Source organism: Pseudanabaena biceps PCC 7429, from assembly GCF_000332215.1.
GTDB lineage: Bacteria > Cyanobacteriota > Cyanobacteriia > Pseudanabaenales > Pseudanabaenaceae > Pseudanabaena > Pseudanabaena biceps.
On the sequence record NZ_ALWB01000052.1, the window covers coordinates 1 to 18,722 of the forward strand.

Consider the following 18,722-nt stretch of genomic DNA (forward strand, 5'->3'; position numbering starts at 1 on the left):
ATTTTGCAGTTGCGTTGTATTCACAATTTAATTACGAATTGCTATGCCCTCAAGCGTAATTTGTTCAATGATGTCATTCGTTCTTTTGTCATGGAAAACTTAGCTGATTACAATTATCTCCTACCTGCAAATCTTCTCCCTTCTGTCAATGCGTAACTTCTAACAGTAATTTAGACGATGAAAGCTCAATTAAAATAGGAATAATAGTAAAAGAGACTTTAAAAAAGCTCTCTAATATGGCAGTCCTAAATCATTTAAGTAAGTGGGCTTAATTAAATATAAAACCCTAAAACCTGCGGTGCACGCGCAGCGTGCGCCGCAGGTTTTAGGGCTGGATTTTAATTGTGCTGAGGTACTTATGAGAAAAATAGGGCTTCGACTTCGCGCCATCGAGATATGATGCTTGAGCGCAGTTGAAGCCTCTCACAACTCATTTAGGATTGCTATATTCGGAAACAAGAGCCTTAGGCTTCTTGTCTATACGAATAATCACTCAAGAGACTGCGCTTCAGGATGGATCTGTGAAAGAAGGAATCAAAAAACTCATCACCAAGGGTTTGGTTAACTTTGTGGTATCTAGTCTCGTTCTCAGTGGTGGCATCAGCGCGATCGCAATTATCCCTTTGACTACAATTGCCTCTGTCAATGCCCAATCGGATGAAGAGATAAATATCCGCGTTTATAAATTAGCTAGTCCCGCAGTGGTCTCGATCCAATCCCAACTCGGCAATGGTAGTGGTTCGATCGTCGATCCTCAAGGCTTAGTTTTGACCAATGCCCATGTAGTGCGCGGCTCTAGCATCGTCACGGTCATCCTCAGCGATAAGCGCCAATTTCGTGGGGTAGTAATTGCTAATAGCCGCAATCCCGACCTCGCCATGATTAAACTAGAGGGGGTTACCGAAAGCTTACCCACAATTCAGATCGGCTCATCGGGCGCGATCCAAGTCGGTCAGCGCGCTTTTGCAATCGGCAATCCCTTTGGTCGGTTTGCAGGAACCTTGACAACAGGGATTATCAGCCGTATTGATCGCGATCGCCAAAAATTACAAACCGATGCAGCATTGAATCCCGGAAACTCAGGGGGACCATTGCTCAATAGTCGGGCGGAATTGGTGGGGGTGAATACAGAAATTTTTACGACTAATTCTACTAATAGCGGTATTGGGTTAGCGATCGAGGCTGATACGGTTAAACAGTTTATTGCGGAAGTGCGCCAAGGCAAGATCGGTAATAATATTGCACCGATTAACAGCCCCAAAGTTATTACGCTTAATGGTATTCCGCTTGCATCTACCCTAGGTGTTGCCGACAATACCTTGCCCGATGGTAGCTATTACAAAGCCTATGAGTTTCAAGGGCAAGCAGGGCAATCGTTAGTGATTGAGATGCGGAGTAATGAGATCGACCCCTATCTGGTGTTATTTGATGCCAATGGTCGCAAGGTTGCCGAGGATGACGATGGTGGTGGTGGCAAAAATGCAAGGCTAGCTATTACCCTGCCCAGCAATGGTAAATATACGCTTTATGCCAATTCCTACGAGGTGGGACAGGTAGGTCGCTTTACGATCACAGGTTTGCTAGGCAATAGTCCAAATAATCAATTGGGCAACCAACTGGGCAATAATTTCACCCCTCCGTCACAATCTGATAATCTTGGAATCCTTTTGCAGAAAAATGGAGTCTTAGGATCGCAGAGTCGAGTCTTTGCCCGTGATGGCAGTCTCTTTGATGCCTTCAGTTTTAGCGGTCAGGCGGGGCAAGTCGTGAGTATCGAACTGGTTAGCTCGGATTTCCATCCCTATTTGGTGTTATTTTCGCCAGATAGTAAGGTTTTGCAAGAAAACGACGGTTTACCCAGTCGTAAAAATGCATTAATGACGCTCCAATTGCCCGTAACGGGTACTTATAGAACGATTGTTAATGCTTACGATCGCAATGGTAAAGGCTCTTACCAACTCATTGTTAAACGATTGCGATAGCTTGCTGATAGTTGAGTAATTTTGTGCAATTAAAGATAAAACCTAATATAAAACCTAAAAACCTGTAGCGAATGCTGCGCGTTCGCTACTCTGAATTACTGAAAATGGAGGATTGATTTGCTATGCGTCCAAAATACAACCTAGGATATTTAGTCTTGGGAATTAGTAGTCTGCTATTCACACTGACACCTAGCGCCTATGCGGTAACGCCCGCATCAGTGAATCAAGATGATGGTGTGGCTTGGTCAAGTATTGTTGAAAATCCCTTTGATGGCAAAATAGTTTATGACAAGCACTTCAGCGATGATTTTGCTTTTGTGACGAGCTGGTCAAAACAAGGGATTAACGCCACCTATACCGAATATTGGTCAGAGGTGGTCGGTTATCGTCGGGTTTGGAAGACTCGGAGCGTTCGGCGTGATGATCATTATATTGACGAGCGCTATAGCGATCGCGAAGCCATCACGGAAAAAAGATCGCGATCGAGATCGCCGAAATCTTTGCAATTTAGCTATCAAGGTAAAATTTACACCTACAATTCTGGTGCTGTCGATCCTGAACTTTCGGCTATCTTAGCGAATTTTCCTGCGGGGAATACAACTATACGTGCTATTTGGAATAATGATCAGACTTCTGATTTTCCCATTGGTTCGGGTACGGTAGAGGCATGGAAAACTATCTTTAAAACCGATTCACCGCCGCCACGCTTTGGCAATTAACGCCAAAAGCAAAATAAAGGCGGCGCAAAGCGCCGCCTTTATTTTTGCATTAAGTGCTGATTATAAGGTTTGCTCGTTATTAGGGCGTGGTCGGACGCGGCTAGGAGTCGTATCTGGCTCAGGCAAAGGCGTGTATTGATTGCCCGTAAATTCCTTGGAAACTCGCAAACGCTGACTGGCGATCGTAATTCCTGACTCGCGCACTAGTACCACAGAGATCCAGCGATCGCCAGAGGAAAAGGGCGCTTGCCCGATCTTAAATAGCCCGCCTGCGCTGAGAGGACGTAGATTGATCGTATTGTCGTTGAGGTAATTCTTGGCTTCAACAGGTTCCTCGATCGCTGCGCCAAGCAACAAACTCGTACCCAGTGGCTCCGTGACGATCGCATCGAGCACGTATTGGCGACCGACACCGATGAGCTCGGGAACTTTGAGCTTGACGGGTGGCGGCGCATCCCCTGTACTCAATGAAGACTGCTCAGAGAGAATTTGCTGGGATATCACCTGTAACTGACCGTTAACATTTTTATAGGTCTGAGTTGAGATCAATCTAGCGTCTAACTTAAAGTTATCGTTCTCGGCTCCCTTACCACCCTGCACCATCGTTACGGTTTCCGCCGTAATTAGGTCGCCTTGTTTGTCCCACTTCGAGATTTCGGTGTGATAGCGAATATTTTTATAACGTTGCCAGAGTTCGCCTAATACCTGCTTGTAGCGATCGCGATTTAGTCCATCGGAGTGGTTAAAGTTGGGAGCATAGTACTTCATCACCCCCTCAAGATCCTGACTGCTGGCGGCTTTATCCAAGGCAAAGACGATATTCGATAGTTCGGGAGGGGCGGGCTTCGATGATTGAGCCGCAAGGACAGGATTGGCGATCGGCGCAATCGAGGCAACTACCGCAGAAACAAGTAACAGAGTAATTCGTTTGAACATGCGTAACTCTAATCAATAACCTGTAACGATACTAAAAAACAAGACAAAAGCGATACAAAAGCGATACAAAAGCGATCGAAGAAAATGGGGATTTCCCTACTTTGCTCAATTGGTTAAGCCCATATGGTTAAGCCCATATATTTTTGAAAAATCTACGCAAAGCTTGGCTTTCTCAAAAATATACGCCTATTATCAACGCAAAACACTTTAAGAATGCGCTAAAGTCAGAAATTGTTTCTCACTTATACGCCCAGATTGGTAAAGTGTCTCATTTATTTCTGAAATTTTTAACACCGCATGGGGGGAATATCCACTCTTTTGGATGCGATCGCATACTCCTGACTCATGATCGATAAATACGACGATGTCGCGCACCCTTAAGCCGCAGCTTTCGATTTTTTGCGCCCCTTCAATCGCGCTCTTGCCTGAAATCAAAATATCATCTACAACCACAATCGTCTCTCCTGCCTCATAATTGCCCTCGATTAAGCGTCTAGCTCCATAAGCCTTTACTTCTTTGCGAGGAAAAATGAGCGGGAAGTTTAATCTCAGGGCTAGTCCTGAGGCGGTGGGTAAAGAACCGTAGGGAATGCCTGCAATCCGATCAAATTGCAGATTCTGTAAGATTTCGGCATAGGTTGCGATCACGGCCTCAAAGACTTGGGGGTTGGAGATAATTCGCCGCAGATCGATGTAGTAGGGAAATATCTGTCCAGAGGCTTGCACCGTTTCCTCAAAGGTAATGCAGCCAATATCAAATAATTGCAAAATTAGATTGGCATGGGGATGCCTTTGGCGATCGATCAGGCACACATTGGGCATCCAGAGATCGCAAATAGGTTGCTGACGATCGGTTGCAGCGATCACCTGATTGATCTCATCCCTTAGCGATCGCACTAATACATCGGGTTCTCCCATGGCTAAAGCATCCTGATTGACGGGTAAGATTAAGCCACCACCATTACTATCTAGCCCTGCTTTGAGAATTGCCGCCAAGCTAGCGCTCCTTTGCCCATTATCTCGACCTGCCCAGATACTTCTGGCTAGGATGAAACGCTCAGGAGCCAGCGATCGCACCTTGGCTAGGGCATCGGGAACGGCTGCTCCTACCTCTAGGGCAAGATTTTCCATGCCAGCCCAAGCTTGACAATTTTGAACCACATTTAAATACATGGGTTGATACATGGGTCGATATATGGGTAGAGACGTTGGCAGTGAAGTGGACGGAGATTTCTGCTCAGGGTGGGGATATTCCTGAAAGTCCTGTGCTGTAGCATTGGAGGAGTAGCAACTTACCAAAATTGCCTTATCGGGATACATCAAAAAACGCGCGGCTAGATCTTGCCCGATATAGGGGCTTAGGGTAATGGCATCCACCCCCCACTGTTCAAAGGCAGTTTTTGCCATCACTGAGCTGCTGTTGAGATCGGCGTGCTTAGCATCGAGAATAATCGGAATTTCTGATGGAATTGCCGCTAAGGTCTTGACTAATAGCTCTAATCCCCCCGCTCCTAAAGCTGTATAAAACCCTAACGTCGGCTTGTAGGCACAAACGAGATTTGAAGTCGATTGAATGATGAAATTCATCCATTCCCAGAGGTAGGCGATCGTGCGATCGTCGCCCGCACTCATCTCCGAGTCGTATCTTGACCTATATTGGGTGGGCATTACCTCAGGGTTAGGATCTAGCCCCAAACATAAAATGCTCTGATTTTTGGCGATCGCAGTTCTGAGTTTGGCAGCAAAGCTCATAATTTCGGGCTGAGGTAAAGGTGGACATCTAGTTGAAAATCTCGTCTTCAGCGATCGCTTCTAGCTCATCGCTTTAAGAAAATATCACTCTTGCTATAATGCTCAATAAGAAAATGTACTAACAACTTTACAATCGTCACTACGCATGGCTATAGTTCAGTTTAAGACAGAGAGCAGTGCAGAACTAGAACTACTGCAAAAAATCAATCGAGCTTTACCAGCAGAATTGCAGCAACAATACAATGATTTAAGCGCAATGATTTAAGCGCAATGATTTAAGCGAAAAAATGCGATCGCAAACTATCACTCCCGAAGAACATCAAGACTTACTCCAGCTAATTGATATGGTTGAGCTAGCTGACGGAGATCGCCTTCAAAATCTTATCCAGTTATCGCAGTTACGGAATATTTCACTGGCTGAATTGATGAAACAATTACAAATTTATCCTCAATCAGTTCATTTTTAAGGAATTCATAGCGATCGCCGCATTAATATAGCTAAAAATCTCGTCTAGCTCTCCAATCGCTTCTAGCTCAAAATTTTCTGTAGGTGTAAGTGCATCTGCTTTTTTCTTGTCGAGTAATGTTTGAAGGCGATCGCCTAGTTCATCGGTAAATTTAAAGAGTGTGAGATGGTTGATTTGCTGGATTCGCATTCCTTTGGGGAGAAGGGATGATGGTTTTAGCAATGTACTCATGGCATTTTTTAAGTTTGACATTTTAGATTTTAACTTTTACATTTTACTTCGTAATATTGAGCAAATATTTCAAGGTAATTTTTCTGCGTGAGCAATAGTTTCAAATGGATTAATTAGCATTTTTATAGTTTCCTTAATTGCTATCTCACTTATCTAGTTTTATCTCAAATTTACTCCACCATTCACTTATTTCCTTACTCTCAGTCAATCCTTTGGGAGCATTACCTAAAAGCATTTCAATAATCGAATTTTTTAAAATTCTTGGCGCATGAAGTAAGACTTCATTTAGTTTTTCACTGTTTTTCTGCTCTAAGTCATTAATAGTTTTTCCGTGAGCAAGTGCTGAACGAAATTCATATAATTTTTTTGCAATGTTAAAAATTTTTCGCTTTTCATCTAATGTTTTCCCCAGTAAATTTGAAGCACGTAAAGCAAGTCGATGATCAGGTTTTCTTTGGTAATCATCATTTAAAAGTATTGCTTCAAATGCGAACGCTATATCAAGTAATCGTTCAGGATCATCATGTAAATAACGCTCATAACTTGCCCTAAATCTTTTGATCGCAACATCCAAACCTTTAGTATTATGAATTTCATAAGATGAGACAAGATTAGAAATAAGACTTAATTCTGCTTGCGATAGCGGTTCCGTTTGCTTAGTTTGAAAATAGAATCGTTTGGGAATAAAGATGGAAAGCTCAGGTTGATAGTCTTGTTCGTAAGTTTTCCTGATATGTGGAGTAAAATCATCAACTGGGAACATTTCAAGCGCAATCACCCCGATATCTTCATCTCTAACAAGCCTGAGACAATTAACTAAGTCATCTGTAATCATTGCAGCAACAGTAAAACAATTTAAATAATGTTCAGAAGTTTCATTTACAGGTATTTCCTGCTTATAAGTTATGGCAGTATTGATGCCATCTAATCTAACGTCTCTATTGTTGTTATAGAGCTTAGATAATAATTCATCAGTTGCATACTGAATCGAAAACATATTTGCATCTCCCAAAAAGGAAATAGATGTATCCATGTCAATTACAGGTGCATTTAGAAAGATTGCTACTTCGTATACATTATAAATTTTTTCTGCTATGGAATAAATATTTTCAGTAGTTGTATGAGCTATGTTATTCCATGTTTGAAAAGATAGTTTTTTGCGCGGATCAAATCCTTGTGCATCAAGTTCATTTGCTAAAATTTTTGAAAGGAATAATTGCATCTCATAAAGATCTAACAAATTTTTGTCTTTAGACTTTATTTTTTCAGCTAACTCGTCTGGCTCGTAGTGTTTATAGCCACGAGATTCAGCAATTCTTTCAAGAAGGTTTGGAATAGTCGTAAATTTACTAAATAATTTTTCCTCTAAATCTTTGATTCTTACTTTTATTTCAATACAATCTTTATCTGTTTCTTCTCTGATAAGCGAATCTCTAACAAGCGATTTGATTAAGCCCCTTGTGCTGTTATGAGAATTATTAGTATCTACTCTCACTCCCTCTGTACCACGAATTGGAAATTGAGAATTTGGTAAAACTATTGCATCATCTTGTATTCGTGTTTTTACAATAGCCTCAGCACTATCTCTAGAACAAACATAATTCTTTTTTTGCCATAGAGACTCCATTTCTCTACAAAGATCTGCAATTAATGTTTGTATCTCTTGTCTACTCATTAATTTTACAAAAGGCTAAAGAATGCTGAATCGATCTCATAACCGAGGCTTTGAGTCATTTGCTGTAACTTGGCGGTGCTTTCAATACCACGAGACTTGAGCCAGAGCGAAATTGTGAATACCTTCTGCATGACAAAAAGCTCCAGTGCTTCAGGATTGTATTGCAACACATAGCCATCACCTTCGCGCTTAAACTCGTGGGGAACTAGCATCGCCGCATAGCGACTGAGTTCTAAACGCCAGTCTAGGAGATAGCTAAACCAAGGATAGGTGGCATCGAGACGCACAAACCAGAGTCGAACTTCTGAAATTTCCGACAACTCGCGAGGATCGCCATCTTCCTTATCCCAGACAAGTTCGATTTGAAAGGCGCGATCGCTTTCGGACGTATCATCCCAATGTGCTAACAACTTCTCGATCGCAATTTGGGCAGGAGTAATGTCCAGAGACTCGATACAGGCTTGATTGATATAGATAGTAGGCATTATGGATTTAGATAGAATTAAGTTAGGTTCACAACCTAAGGTTTACTTTTTCGGGAGATTCTCGCGAGGATCAAAGGATTGAATCTCTAACAACTGCTCGTATAGTTCACGTTCGCGCTTGCTGGGAGTTTTGGGAACCACGATCTGGACTTCCACATATTGATCACCAAAGGTTCTAGCATCCTTGGGGAAACCCTTACCAGAGAGTCGCAACTGTTGACCTGACTTCACTGCAGGGGGAATGGTTAATTTCACTAACCCGCTCAGAGTGGGGACTTCTACCTGTACGCCCAAGACCGACTCGCTCGGAGAAATGGGTAACTGACATCTAATATCGGAACCTTCAAGGGTAAAGAATGTATGGGGCTTCAGCGTAATTTTGAGGTAAAGATCGCCCCCCGAGGCTCCTTGTCCCTTGAGGCGAATTCTTTGTCCCGAAAGCACCCCTGCGGGCATATTTACTTCTAGCGATCGCCCATCTTCGAGACGAATCCGCTCGCGACCGCCAACATAGGCGCGTTCGAGGGGCAACTCTAACACTGCTTCAGAGTCGCGGCGAGGGGTAGGGCGTGGTGGCGCTTGGGTCGTCGTGCGATAGGAAGACGCTCCTCCAGTATCTTGAGCGCGTTCGTTGGTGCGGAATTTACCTAATAATTGATCGACAAATTCTTGGAAGTCGTTATATTGGCTAAAGTCTACATCGCCCGTATAGCCACGCTCAAAGTCAGGCGTGTATTGCTCGCGAGAAGACGGCGTGCGTCCACCTTGACCTTGGAATCCACCTTGTTTCCAATATTGCCCAAAGCGATCGTATTGCTGGCGCTTAGTAGTGTCAGACAGTACTTCGTAGGCTTCACCAATATCTTTAAAGCGTTCTTCGGCTGCCTTGTCATTGGGATTGAGGTCGGGATGATATTTCCGCGCTAGCCTACGATAGGAGCGCTTAATTTCGTCAGCCGTAGCTGTCTTCGTTACACCGAGGATTTCATAGTAATTGCGAAAGTTTTGCATATTTCCCGAACTGCAAACAAGGAGATAACTTAGCTTACCTTATAGCAATCTCCAAACCCAGATATTTAGAGGCTGTATAAAGCGTTACCGATAAATATCTGGGTTTTAGATCCAGCTACGCAACCACATTAGCACGGGCAAATAACTCGATGAGATCGGTAAACCGATATAAATCGGCAACCAAAATAAAAAGGCGATCGCAATACTTACAAAAATGCCCGAACCGATCGCGCGGATATTGGCTAAGGGCGATCGCCAAGCTAGGGAAACTAAGAAAGAAAGTGCGGCAAAAGCAAAAACTGACGCAGGCATATAGTGGTAGAGGAATATGCACCTTTTGCTCAAGCTCCAAGGCAACCAATGGGCGGCAAAACTGCTCGTCACGTAGAACATAAACCAAAATAACTGCGATCGCTTTTTCGGGTGCATCTGGGTTATGAGTTGCGGCGGAAACCTTAGCCTTGAGGCGATTAAAAAGGTAAGGCAGATTAGCAAGGCGATCGCACTGAGCCAATATAAAATTGGATTGCCCATCGCATGGACGAATTCCACCATGCTATTGGGTCGAAATTCAAAAAAATAAGCGATCGGGCGAATTAATAGCACCCAGCTCCACCAAGGCGAGCAATAGGGATGAATTGGCTCGGATTTACCCGCACCTAAGTTTTGATGGAATCCGAAGATCTGGCGGTGTAGTTCCCAAATATCGCGCTCGGGATTGATCATTAAATGGGGAATCCATTGCAAAAAATAAAATGCGATGGGCAGAATGATTAACCCAATGATGATTTGCGGCAGGTTTAGTTTTTGGCGGTGACTAGCCCAGATATAGGCTGAAATCGCTATTAACCCGATGATATAGGCTAAGCCCGTCCATTTAACGCTAAACGAAGCCCCCAGCATTAAACCCGTGACAAGCGTCCAAAACCAACGTTGGCGCGATCGCTTCAGGGCTAACACCATACATAATTGGCTCAGCATTCCAAATAGCAAGATATAGGTATTAATCAACCCATATCTTGACTCTACCAATAGCAAACCATCCAAGGCGACAAAACAACCCGTTAGCCAAGCCCAGTCGCGGCGATCGCTCAATTGCCAAATAAACTCATAGATAACTAAAGGCAATAACGCTCCTGCTAAGGCAGTCATGCAGCGGTAGCCAAGGGGGGCATAGCCCAAAAGTTGAATCCCAAGGGCAATGATGTACTTAGCTAAGGGCGGATGCGCGTCAAACAAAGTTTCCCCATGCAAATAGTTTTGGGCAAATTTGGGGTAATAAACCTCATCGAACACGATATCCGCCGTGCCATCCAAATTCCATAGGCGTGTCGAAAATGCGATGAAGACGATCACCATTACTCCAAATACGGGATGTCCAGACAACCAAATTAGGTGATCGGACAAACGAGCGAACGAACGAGCGAATGGATTAATAATTAGGCGATCGATCCAGTTGCTCATCTAAAATTTCTGTTTTAAGGAGTTTTCACTAACTTTTCGGCAATCAGTTCTTGATTTATACCAGTTCACGAAAGTGTGACAACACTTTTGTGAATTGAAAACCAAACCCAGTAAGAGTTTTCAAAGCTCAAAATGGCGTAGCCATTTTGAGCTTTGGTATTACCAATTCACTGAAGTGAGCCAACACTTCAATGAATTAAAAAGCAAACCCAGTAAGGTTTTGAGATTCCCAAAATGGCAACGCCATTTTGGGAATTGACATTAACTATTTATCGGCAAGGTAAACCAAAAACGAGAACCCACATTTGGTTCTCCGATCACCCCGATCGCACCACCATGAGCTTGCACAATCTGGCGGCAGATATATAGCCCTAACCCTAGACTGAGCGATCGCCGATGCAATTTATTCTGGGTTTTACCTTGAGTATAGAGATCGAATAGATTTTTGCTTTGTTCGCTAGTCATTCCCACCCCATTATCAGAAACCGTACAAAGCATATGAGGGGATAGAACGCTATATTCAATCCCCTCATATATAGAATTAAAAGATATTTCAACGGAAATAGTCAGCTTAAGGCTAGGTGGATTATGTTTAATGGCATTAGCCAGTAAGTTTTGAAAGACCCTACAGGTATGCGATGCATCGACTAAAGCCAAGGGCAAATCCTGCGGAATCTGTAAAATAATCTCAGCATCTTCCTGCTCTAACAGTGGTTGCAGATCGGCAACGGCTGCTTGAATAATTGTGGCGATCGCTACTGGTTCTGGGTGAATTGGCATTCCATGCACGTCATTTACATGGGACTCTAGTAATGAATTAATTAGGGCTAACTGGCGATCGCCGCTTTGTCGCATTCGCTCTAGGGTAGTTCGGGGCAATGGAATATTCGCTTCGTTAGAATCCGTGGTTTTAGCCAAATTATTCAATACCATTAGCAAACCTGTGACTGGATTGCGGAGGTCATGGGAAACAGCATGGAGAAAAATTGTTAAAGCATCTTGGGCACGTTTGCGCTCAGCGATCTCCGCCTGTAGCTCTAGATTTTGGAGCTCGATCATTTGCTGTTGCTTCGCGATCGTTAAATGGGTGCGAATCCTTACTAAAACCTCTTCATGTTCAAAGGGCTTAGTTACATAGTCCACAGCCCCCAAGGATAACCCCCGTACTTTATCTACTGTTTCCGAAAGAGCTGTCATAAATACGATCGGAATTTTGGCAGTCTCAGGATTTGTTTTTAGTCGATTGCAGGTCTCAAACCCGTCAATGCCTGGCATCATGACATCTAACAAAATCAGATCAGGCTTAATATAGGCAATCTGTTCGATCGCGCTTTCGCCATCAGTTGCGACTAATACCCGCAATCCCACATCCCGCAATAAATTGACCAGTACGCTCAAATTTGTGGGATTGTCATCGACAACTAATACGCAACCATCCAGCGTGTGACACAAATTGGAGATTTCAAAGGTTTTGTCTGTAGTCTTATTGCTTGGCAGGCGATGGCTCATAAGGGTAATTTGAAACTAAGCTAGATTATGGCAGCTATAAAACTAATTGAGAATAGGGCATATTGGTGATTTGTCAAAACTGGGAACCTCAAATAATTCCTCAATCTCACCATCTCGTAATGAAAGTTTTGCCTAGGACATAAAACCCAAAAGACCAGTGGCGGCGAGAAGCGCCGCCACTGGTCTTTTGCTATAGAGTGACGCTTCTCTTCTTTTTCTCGGTTCTCTTCTTGGGGTTGAGCGACGACAACCCAAAAAATAGGTTTAATACCAAAGCTCAAAATGGCGTAGCCATTTTGAGCTTTGAAAACCCTTACTGGGTTTGGTTTTTAATTCACAAAAGTGTTGTCACACTTTCGTGAATTACAGCAATTATCGATCAAACGAACCACAAGGAAATTTCTGAAAGCGTTGCGAAGCAACGCTTTCAGAAATTTCCTTGGTTTGGGTTTGAGCGCAATGCGCTATAAAAAACTTACTGGGTTTGATTTTTAATTCACAAAAGTGTTGTCACACTTTCGTGAATTGGTATAATCCCAATTTAAGAAATGGCGTAGCCATTTCTTAAATTGAAAACCTTACTAGGCTTGGTTTTTAATTCACAAAAGTGTTGTCACACTTTCGTGAATTGGTATAAAAATAGGTTTAAGATTGTAGGTAGTAAGCCAAATAAATTATTTATGAATATCCGCATTGGTAATGGTTATGACCTGCATCGACTCGTAAGCGATCGCCGTTTGATCCTTGGTGGGGTCGAAATTCCTTACGAAAAAGGGTTGTTGGGACATAGCGATGCCGATGTATTGACCCATGCGATCATGGATGCCATGTTGGGAGCACTTGCCCTTGGGGATATTGGGCATTATTTTCCACCCTCCGATCCGCAATGGGCGGGAGCCGATAGCATTATGTTATTACAACAGGTACAGGAACTGATTGGGGCGCAGGGCTGGCGGGTTAATAACCTAGATGCTATGGTGATTGCAGAAGCCCCAAAGCTCAAGCCCCATATTAAGGCGATGCGCGATCGCCTATCCCAAGCCATGAATTTACCGATTGACTGCGTTAGCGTCAAGGCAACCACCAATGAGGGCATGGATGCGATCGGTCAAAAAGAGGCGATCGCCGTTCATGCTGTAGTTTTGTTGGTGCAATAGTATTGCAGCGCTTTGCGCTCAAACCCAAACCAAGGAAATTTGTAAAAGCGTTGCGAAGAAACGCTTTTACAAATTTCCTTGTGGTTCGTTTGATCGATAATTGCTGTAAAGAGATAGTTGCGCCGCTTTGCGGCGCAACTATCTCTTGGGGTTTGACCCGAAAAGCTATGTTTTAATTATGCTCAGTTACTTATCGCTATACTTACTTAATAGTTATGCTTAATAGTTATGCTTAATAGTTATGCTTACTTAATAAGTAGTTCAGCATAATTAAAAACTAAAACCAGAGAGTGTAACGCCCGCGTAGCGGGCGTTACACTCTTCTAGGTTTTAAGTTTAATGCGTAGCTACTTAGTTATGCCATTGACATGAGCCAATATGTCAGTGAATGCAAAAATAAACCCAGTCAGGTTTTGAGATTCAGAAAATGGCATTGCTGTTTTTGGAATTGATATTATAGCTATAGTCAGTAATGTTAGGACAAAAATCAAACCCAATAGAGAGTTGCGGCGCTTCGCGCCGCAACTCTCTATTGGGTTTGATGTCAGCTATACATCCCGAAGGATTGAGAAACATCTGGTTAAAGAGTTTAAGAAAGAGAGGGCAAGAGCGATCGTGAGAAGAAGTCAGAAACAAACCAAAGTTAAACCATGGAAAGCAGTTCTAGTACTACTACTAATCAGTATGTGTTCGCTGTTACTTTGGGGTTGTGCGATCGAACCAGAAGCGCTCAAAAATCGGTTGGTAGTTCCCCTTGATAGTGATATCAAAACCTTTAATCCCGTTTTGTACAATGATGCCTATAGTGCGATCGCCATTGGCTACACCCTCACTGGACTAATCTCTGAGAATCAAATCACTTCAGAAGTCGAACCAGAACTAGCCGAGAAATGGGAATTTCAGCAGGATGGCAAGCAACTTATCTTTACTTTGCGCCCGAATCTGAAATGGTCAGATGGTGAGCCATTAACCGTTGATGATGTTCTATTTACCTATCAAGATATTCTCTTTAATGAAAAGATTCCCTCTGGTAGCAGAGATGTATTGCGAGTGGGGCAATCGGGAACCTTACCCAAGGTGGAAAAACTAGACGATCGCCGAGTTTCCTTTTTGCTTAGTGAATCCTTCGCCCCAGCCCTACGCACCATTGGCGGGATTGGCATTTTACCCAAACATGTGTTTGCGCCCACCCTCATTGAAAATCCGAATAGCAAAAAACTAAAGTTCTTAGAAACATGGACTCTCAATACACCCGTCAATCAACTGGTGGGAAGTGGCGCTTATATTATTCAAGAATATCGTCCTTCCGAACGTATCATCTACAAACCCAATCCTTACTATTGGAAAAAGGGAGTTCCCAATATCGAAAAGCTGGTAATGCAGATTGTGGAATCTCCCGATACGGCTCTGCTCAGGTTTCGCTCGCGGGAGTTAGATATGTATCGCTTGCGGGGAGAAGATTTCCAATTGCTCAAACGTTTTGAAAAACGCGATAACTACAAAATCTACAATGCTGGTCCCGCAACAGGGCAAGCATTTATCATGTTTAATTTAAATAAAGGAAAAAATCCGAAAACCAACGAGCCTTTTGTCGATCCGATTAAATCTAAGTGGTTCAATGATGTGAACTTTCGGCGGGCTGTCGCCTATGCCCTCAACCGCGAAGCCATGATTACCAACCTATCACGGGGTCTAGCTCAAACCCAAAATTCACCAATATCTATTCCTAGTCCCTATTTTTTACCGCCCGAAAAAGGACTTAAGGTTTACGATTATCAGCCCGAAAAATCTAAGGAAATTCTCTTACAAGCTGGATATAAATACAGTAATGATGGCAATAGCAATGATGGCAATTCTGCACCGCAATTGTTAGATCCTCAAAATAATCCCGTTCGATTTACGCTGATGGCTCCTGCGGGCGGGCGCGTATTATTAGGAGCACAAATTAAAAGCGATCTAGAAAAGATCGGCATGAAAATTGATTTTAATCCCGTTGACTTTCGGATTATTACCGATAAATTGGATAACTCGAAACAATGGGATGCCACTCTACTTGGCTTTACAGGGGGCGCGGAACCGAATAGTGCGATTAATCTTTGGGCAACCGATGGGGATTCGCATATGTTTAACAAAGGTCCTGTAGGTGATGAGAAGCCTTTCGAGGGAAGAGAAGTGGCGGATTGGGAAAAGAAAATCCATAGTCTCATGATTCAAGGCGCACAGGAACTTGATGAGGTTAAGCGTAAAGCAATCTATGCTGAATATCAGCAATTAGTGCAAGAACAGCTACCCTTAATCCATTTAACGGTTCCACTCTATTTGGTTGCTATACGCGATCGCGTTGAGAACGTTCAACCATCCTCACTGGCGGGAAGTACAGGCGTATCGGGGGCGTTATGGAATGTGGAGCAGTTAAAACTGAAGTCATGAGCTTTGAAAACCCTTACTGGGTTTGGTTTTTAATTCGCAAAAGTGTTGTCACACTTTCGTGAATTGGTATTAAAACCTAGAAGAGAGTACCGCCCGCTGCGCGGGCGGTACTCTCTCTATAGTTGCAGCGCGAAGCGCTGTAAATCTCTAGCCTTGGATGGTGGTAAAGTCTGATTCGTCCCCAAAATCTCTAATATTCGACACGGAATAATTGGGGATAGATACGCTGTGCTTTAGATTATGCAAAACTTCCTGTGCTTCGGGAGAATTAATCTGTGCTAAGGCTCTCAAAATAGCACTGCGAACTGAGCGATCGCGATCCTTAAGGGCTTGAGAAAGATAGAAGACGGCATCATGGGAACCAATTTCCCCTAGGGCAAGCGCTGCATCACAACGCACATAGGCATATTCATCATCACGGAGCACTTGGGCAAGGAGGGGGACAACTTCCTCCATCCCAATTTGTCCTAAGGTACGGGCGGCTACGCTGCGGGTATGGCTAGCATGATTGTTGAGCATTCTTGCTACGGGAGCGATCGCGGGGACACCGATATTTTTGAGAGCCTGTACTGCTTGAGATTGAACACTAATATCATTGTCAGTCAGCAAACTGGCTAGGGAATTGGCGGATAATGGTGATTTGATCTGTCCGAGCGCCCAAGCCGCCTCAAAACGAACCGATTTACTACCATGCTCCAGTGCTGTAATGAGGGTAGTAACGGCGAGGGGTGAACTAATTTGTCCGAGGGAATGGGCGGCATGGACTTTAACCATATCATCACTATGTTTTAAAGCCTCCACTAGGGGGGACACCGCAGGTAGACTGGCGCGACCGAGAGCCTTTGCCACGGCAGCCTGAACTTGAATGGAGGGGTGACGCAATAACTGGATCAAGGCACTAATCGCCTCGTTACTACCAATCCAACTCAGGGCAGCGGCAGCTTGCCAATGTATTTGCCGATGGGGATTTTTGGTGGCGGCGATTAGGGGCGCGATCGCCTGTGGCGATCGCAAATATCCTAAGGCGATCGCTGCTTTTTTGGAAATAGCAACCTCATCGCTATCAAGACGCTCTAGTAAGGCGGGCAGTACATTGTCCCGACAACGAATCAGCTTTTGTAATGCCATCGAAAATTGATCGGAACGCGCCGCTGCATCAAACTCAGCCAAAATTGCTGATTCTCCCCCCAGTTCAGGCGCAGACATGACATATCGATCTTCAGGCAATGCATACCCTGGAGACACAGGAATCCGATAATCTTCCAGCTTCGGTGGGTTGATTTTAGAAGCATTGGGGATTTTTGGGGCGGGTAATTGCGGATCTTGTGCGGTCATAGCGGCTGTCCTATTAAGCATCCTATTAAGCATTAGTCATGATTAGTACATGGTTTAGTCCCGTCACCCATTGCAGCAAAGCTAAGTTTAACTGCATTAACATTACATTTTACGAGAAGAGTTCCCCAAAATTCTAAACTCTAGGGTGATTTGCCCATTAATATGTCCTTAAATTATGGATAGAATCTATGCAGCATTTAGATTTGAGCCACAATGTGTAGTTTTAGGAGCTGTAGTTTTAGGAGCTTGCGAAAGTAGCATAGCGAAGCCGCTAAAACACCTATAATTAATAAGCTTAAAATTAGCCTATTAAGTAAGTGGGCTTAATTAAATATAAAATCCTAAAACCTGCGGCGCACGCTGCGCGTGTGCCGCAGGTTTTAGATCTGGATTTTAATTATGCCCAGCTACTTAATTGGGTTAAAACTTTTAAATATAGCCATCACCTCTAAACCTAGCGATCAAACGAGTGTTTCTCCTCTAAATCTCTGGGACTAGGAATCTGCGCAACTATGAACCAAATTCTCAGCGCCTTTACTTTGTTTTTGAGTCTCCTTGTTGAGGCCATGCCATTTTTGTTGATGGGGGTTTTGTTATCTGGAGCTTTATTGATATTTGTGGATGAACGCAAATTAATTGCAATTTTGCCCAAAAATCCATTTTTAGGCGCATTAGCGGGCAGTGCCTTAGGATTTATGTTTCCAGTATGTGAATGTGGCAATGTGCCTGTGGCGCGGCGGCTGATTTCTCAGGGCGCACCGATTTCCGTTGCGGTTAGCTTTTTGTTAGCGGCTCCCACGATCAATCCTGTGGTGATTTGGTCGACTTGGACGGCTTTTCGCGATCAGCCTGAAATTGCGGTGCTTCGCATCGTGTTATCTTTTGCGATCGCCACAATTGTTTCGATGGTATTTAGTACCCAAAAAGATCTGCGGGCTATCTTACAACCCAATATCGCGATCGCGCTACCATCTCCCAAAGTGAAGGTGGGAGCTGTGCCTGTGGGAACATTTTTCTTAGGTGAAGACCGCAGTCAGTCCCTAGATTTGGCGAGTTATGTTGCTGCTAGTAATCAAGTAGTAACCAAATCTTTGCCCGATCGCCTAAATCTCCTTTTAGATAATACTCTTGCCGAAATGCGGGAGTTAGGAGCCATCCTCATCATGGGCAGTGCGATCGCTGCGATCATTCAGGTCTGGGTTCCTCGCGATATTATTCTCAATTTGGGACAGGGACCTGTTAGCTCGATTGTGGCGATGATGATTTTGGCGGCGATCGTTTCGATCTGTTCGACGGTAGACTCGTTTTTTGCCCTGTCCTTTGCCTCCACCTTTACGGGTGGGTCGCTGTTATCATTTCTCGTTTTTGGACCCACGATCGATCTCAAAGCGATCGGTTTAATTCTCACAATTTTCAAAAAACGAGCCGTGATCTATATGTTTTTACTCACGGCCCAACTTACATTTTTAAGCTGTTTGTTTATCAATTTTCAGATTGGTTAAATCGCTGATCGAGCCTCTCTTTTTACTTCCTTTTTCATACCAAGTTAAGAAATGGCGTAGCCATTTC

The 18,722-nt window shown here is 43.7% G+C and carries 15 protein-coding genes; 6 read left to right on the top strand and 9 right to left on the bottom strand.

The features are described from left to right. Positions 1–473: 473 nt before the first annotated feature. On the top strand, positions 474–1,982 hold the full coding sequence (locus PSE7429_RS07950) for a trypsin-like peptidase domain-containing protein (protein WP_233424315.1): 1,509 nt from the start codon (positions 474–476) through the stop codon (positions 1,980–1,982). A 122-nt stretch (positions 1,983–2,104) separates the two neighbouring features. Then, positions 2,105–2,701: a hypothetical protein gene (locus PSE7429_RS07955; protein ID WP_009626612.1), complete on the top strand. Its 597-nt coding sequence runs from the start codon at positions 2,105–2,107 to the stop codon at positions 2,699–2,701. A 60-nt stretch (positions 2,702–2,761) separates the two neighbouring features. On the opposite strand, the gene PSE7429_RS07960 is transcribed toward PSE7429_RS07955, so the two are convergent. Together PSE7429_RS07960 and PSE7429_RS07965 are read right to left on the bottom strand one after the other, a co-directional pair. Next, the gene (locus PSE7429_RS07960; RefSeq protein WP_009626613.1) at positions 2,762–3,637 is read right to left on the bottom strand and encodes a hypothetical protein; all 876 of its coding nucleotides are present in this window, start codon (positions 3,635–3,637) and stop codon (positions 2,762–2,764) included. Positions 3,638–3,844: 207 nt separating this feature from the next. Further along, a complete protein-coding gene (locus tag PSE7429_RS07965) occupies positions 3,845–5,389 on the bottom strand; it encodes a bifunctional orotidine-5'-phosphate decarboxylase/orotate phosphoribosyltransferase (RefSeq protein WP_009626614.1) in 1,545 nt (514 codons plus the stop codon). 287 nt (positions 5,390–5,676) lie between these two features. On the opposite strand from PSE7429_RS07965, the gene PSE7429_RS07970 reads away from it, so the two are divergent. Then, a complete protein-coding gene (locus tag PSE7429_RS07970) occupies positions 5,677–5,856 on the top strand; it encodes a hypothetical protein (RefSeq protein WP_009626616.1) in 180 nt (59 codons plus the stop codon). Here PSE7429_RS07970 and PSE7429_RS07975 read toward each other — a convergent pair. The 6 genes from PSE7429_RS07975 to PSE7429_RS08000 form a co-directional block, all read right to left on the bottom strand. Beyond that, positions 5,842–6,087: a hypothetical protein gene (locus PSE7429_RS07975; protein WP_040687748.1), complete on the bottom strand. Its 246-nt coding sequence runs from the start codon at positions 6,085–6,087 to the stop codon at positions 5,842–5,844. The genes PSE7429_RS07970 and PSE7429_RS07975 overlap by 15 nt on opposite strands. A 145-nt stretch (positions 6,088–6,232) precedes the next feature. Then, positions 6,233–7,762: a HEPN domain-containing protein gene (locus PSE7429_RS07980; protein ID WP_009626618.1), complete on the bottom strand. Its 1,530-nt coding sequence runs from the start codon at positions 7,760–7,762 to the stop codon at positions 6,233–6,235. Between the two features lie 5 nt (positions 7,763–7,767). Further along, complete coding sequence (locus PSE7429_RS07985) at positions 7,768–8,247, bottom strand: CRR6 family NdhI maturation factor (RefSeq protein ID WP_009626619.1); 480 nt, start codon at positions 8,245–8,247, stop codon at positions 7,768–7,770. 42 nt (positions 8,248–8,289) lie between these two features. Then, positions 8,290–9,258: a DnaJ C-terminal domain-containing protein gene (locus tag PSE7429_RS07990; protein WP_009626620.1), complete on the bottom strand. Its 969-nt coding sequence runs from the start codon at positions 9,256–9,258 to the stop codon at positions 8,290–8,292. A gap of 105 nt (positions 9,259–9,363) precedes the next feature. Continuing rightward, a complete protein-coding gene (locus PSE7429_RS07995) occupies positions 9,364–10,722 on the bottom strand; it encodes a phospholipid carrier-dependent glycosyltransferase (protein WP_009626621.1) in 1,359 nt (452 codons plus the stop codon). A gap of 261 nt (positions 10,723–10,983) precedes the next feature. Then, a complete protein-coding gene (locus PSE7429_RS08000; RefSeq protein WP_009626622.1) occupies positions 10,984–12,231 on the bottom strand; it encodes a hybrid sensor histidine kinase/response regulator in 1,248 nt (415 codons plus the stop codon). A gap of 680 nt (positions 12,232–12,911) precedes the next feature. On the opposite strand from PSE7429_RS08000, the gene ispF reads away from it, so the two are divergent. After that, complete coding sequence (gene ispF / locus PSE7429_RS08005) at positions 12,912–13,388, top strand: 2-C-methyl-D-erythritol 2,4-cyclodiphosphate synthase (RefSeq protein ID WP_009626623.1); 477 nt, start codon at positions 12,912–12,914, stop codon at positions 13,386–13,388. A 615-nt stretch (positions 13,389–14,003) separates the two neighbouring features. Then, positions 14,004–15,818: an ABC transporter substrate-binding protein gene (locus PSE7429_RS08010; RefSeq protein WP_009626624.1), complete on the top strand. Its 1,815-nt coding sequence runs from the start codon at positions 14,004–14,006 to the stop codon at positions 15,816–15,818. Positions 15,819–15,965: 147 nt separating this feature from the next. Here the strand turns inward: PSE7429_RS08010 and PSE7429_RS08015 are convergent, their stop codons facing one another. Further along, positions 15,966–17,153: a HEAT repeat domain-containing protein gene (locus PSE7429_RS08015; protein ID WP_009626625.1), complete on the bottom strand. Its 1,188-nt coding sequence runs from the start codon at positions 17,151–17,153 to the stop codon at positions 15,966–15,968. Positions 17,154–17,665: 512 nt separating this feature from the next. Here PSE7429_RS08015 and PSE7429_RS08020 point away from each other — a divergent pair. Further along, positions 17,666–18,655, top strand: coding sequence for a permease (locus PSE7429_RS08020; RefSeq protein WP_009626626.1), 990 nt, complete (start codon positions 17,666–17,668; stop codon positions 18,653–18,655). Positions 18,656–18,722 lie beyond the last annotated feature (67 nt).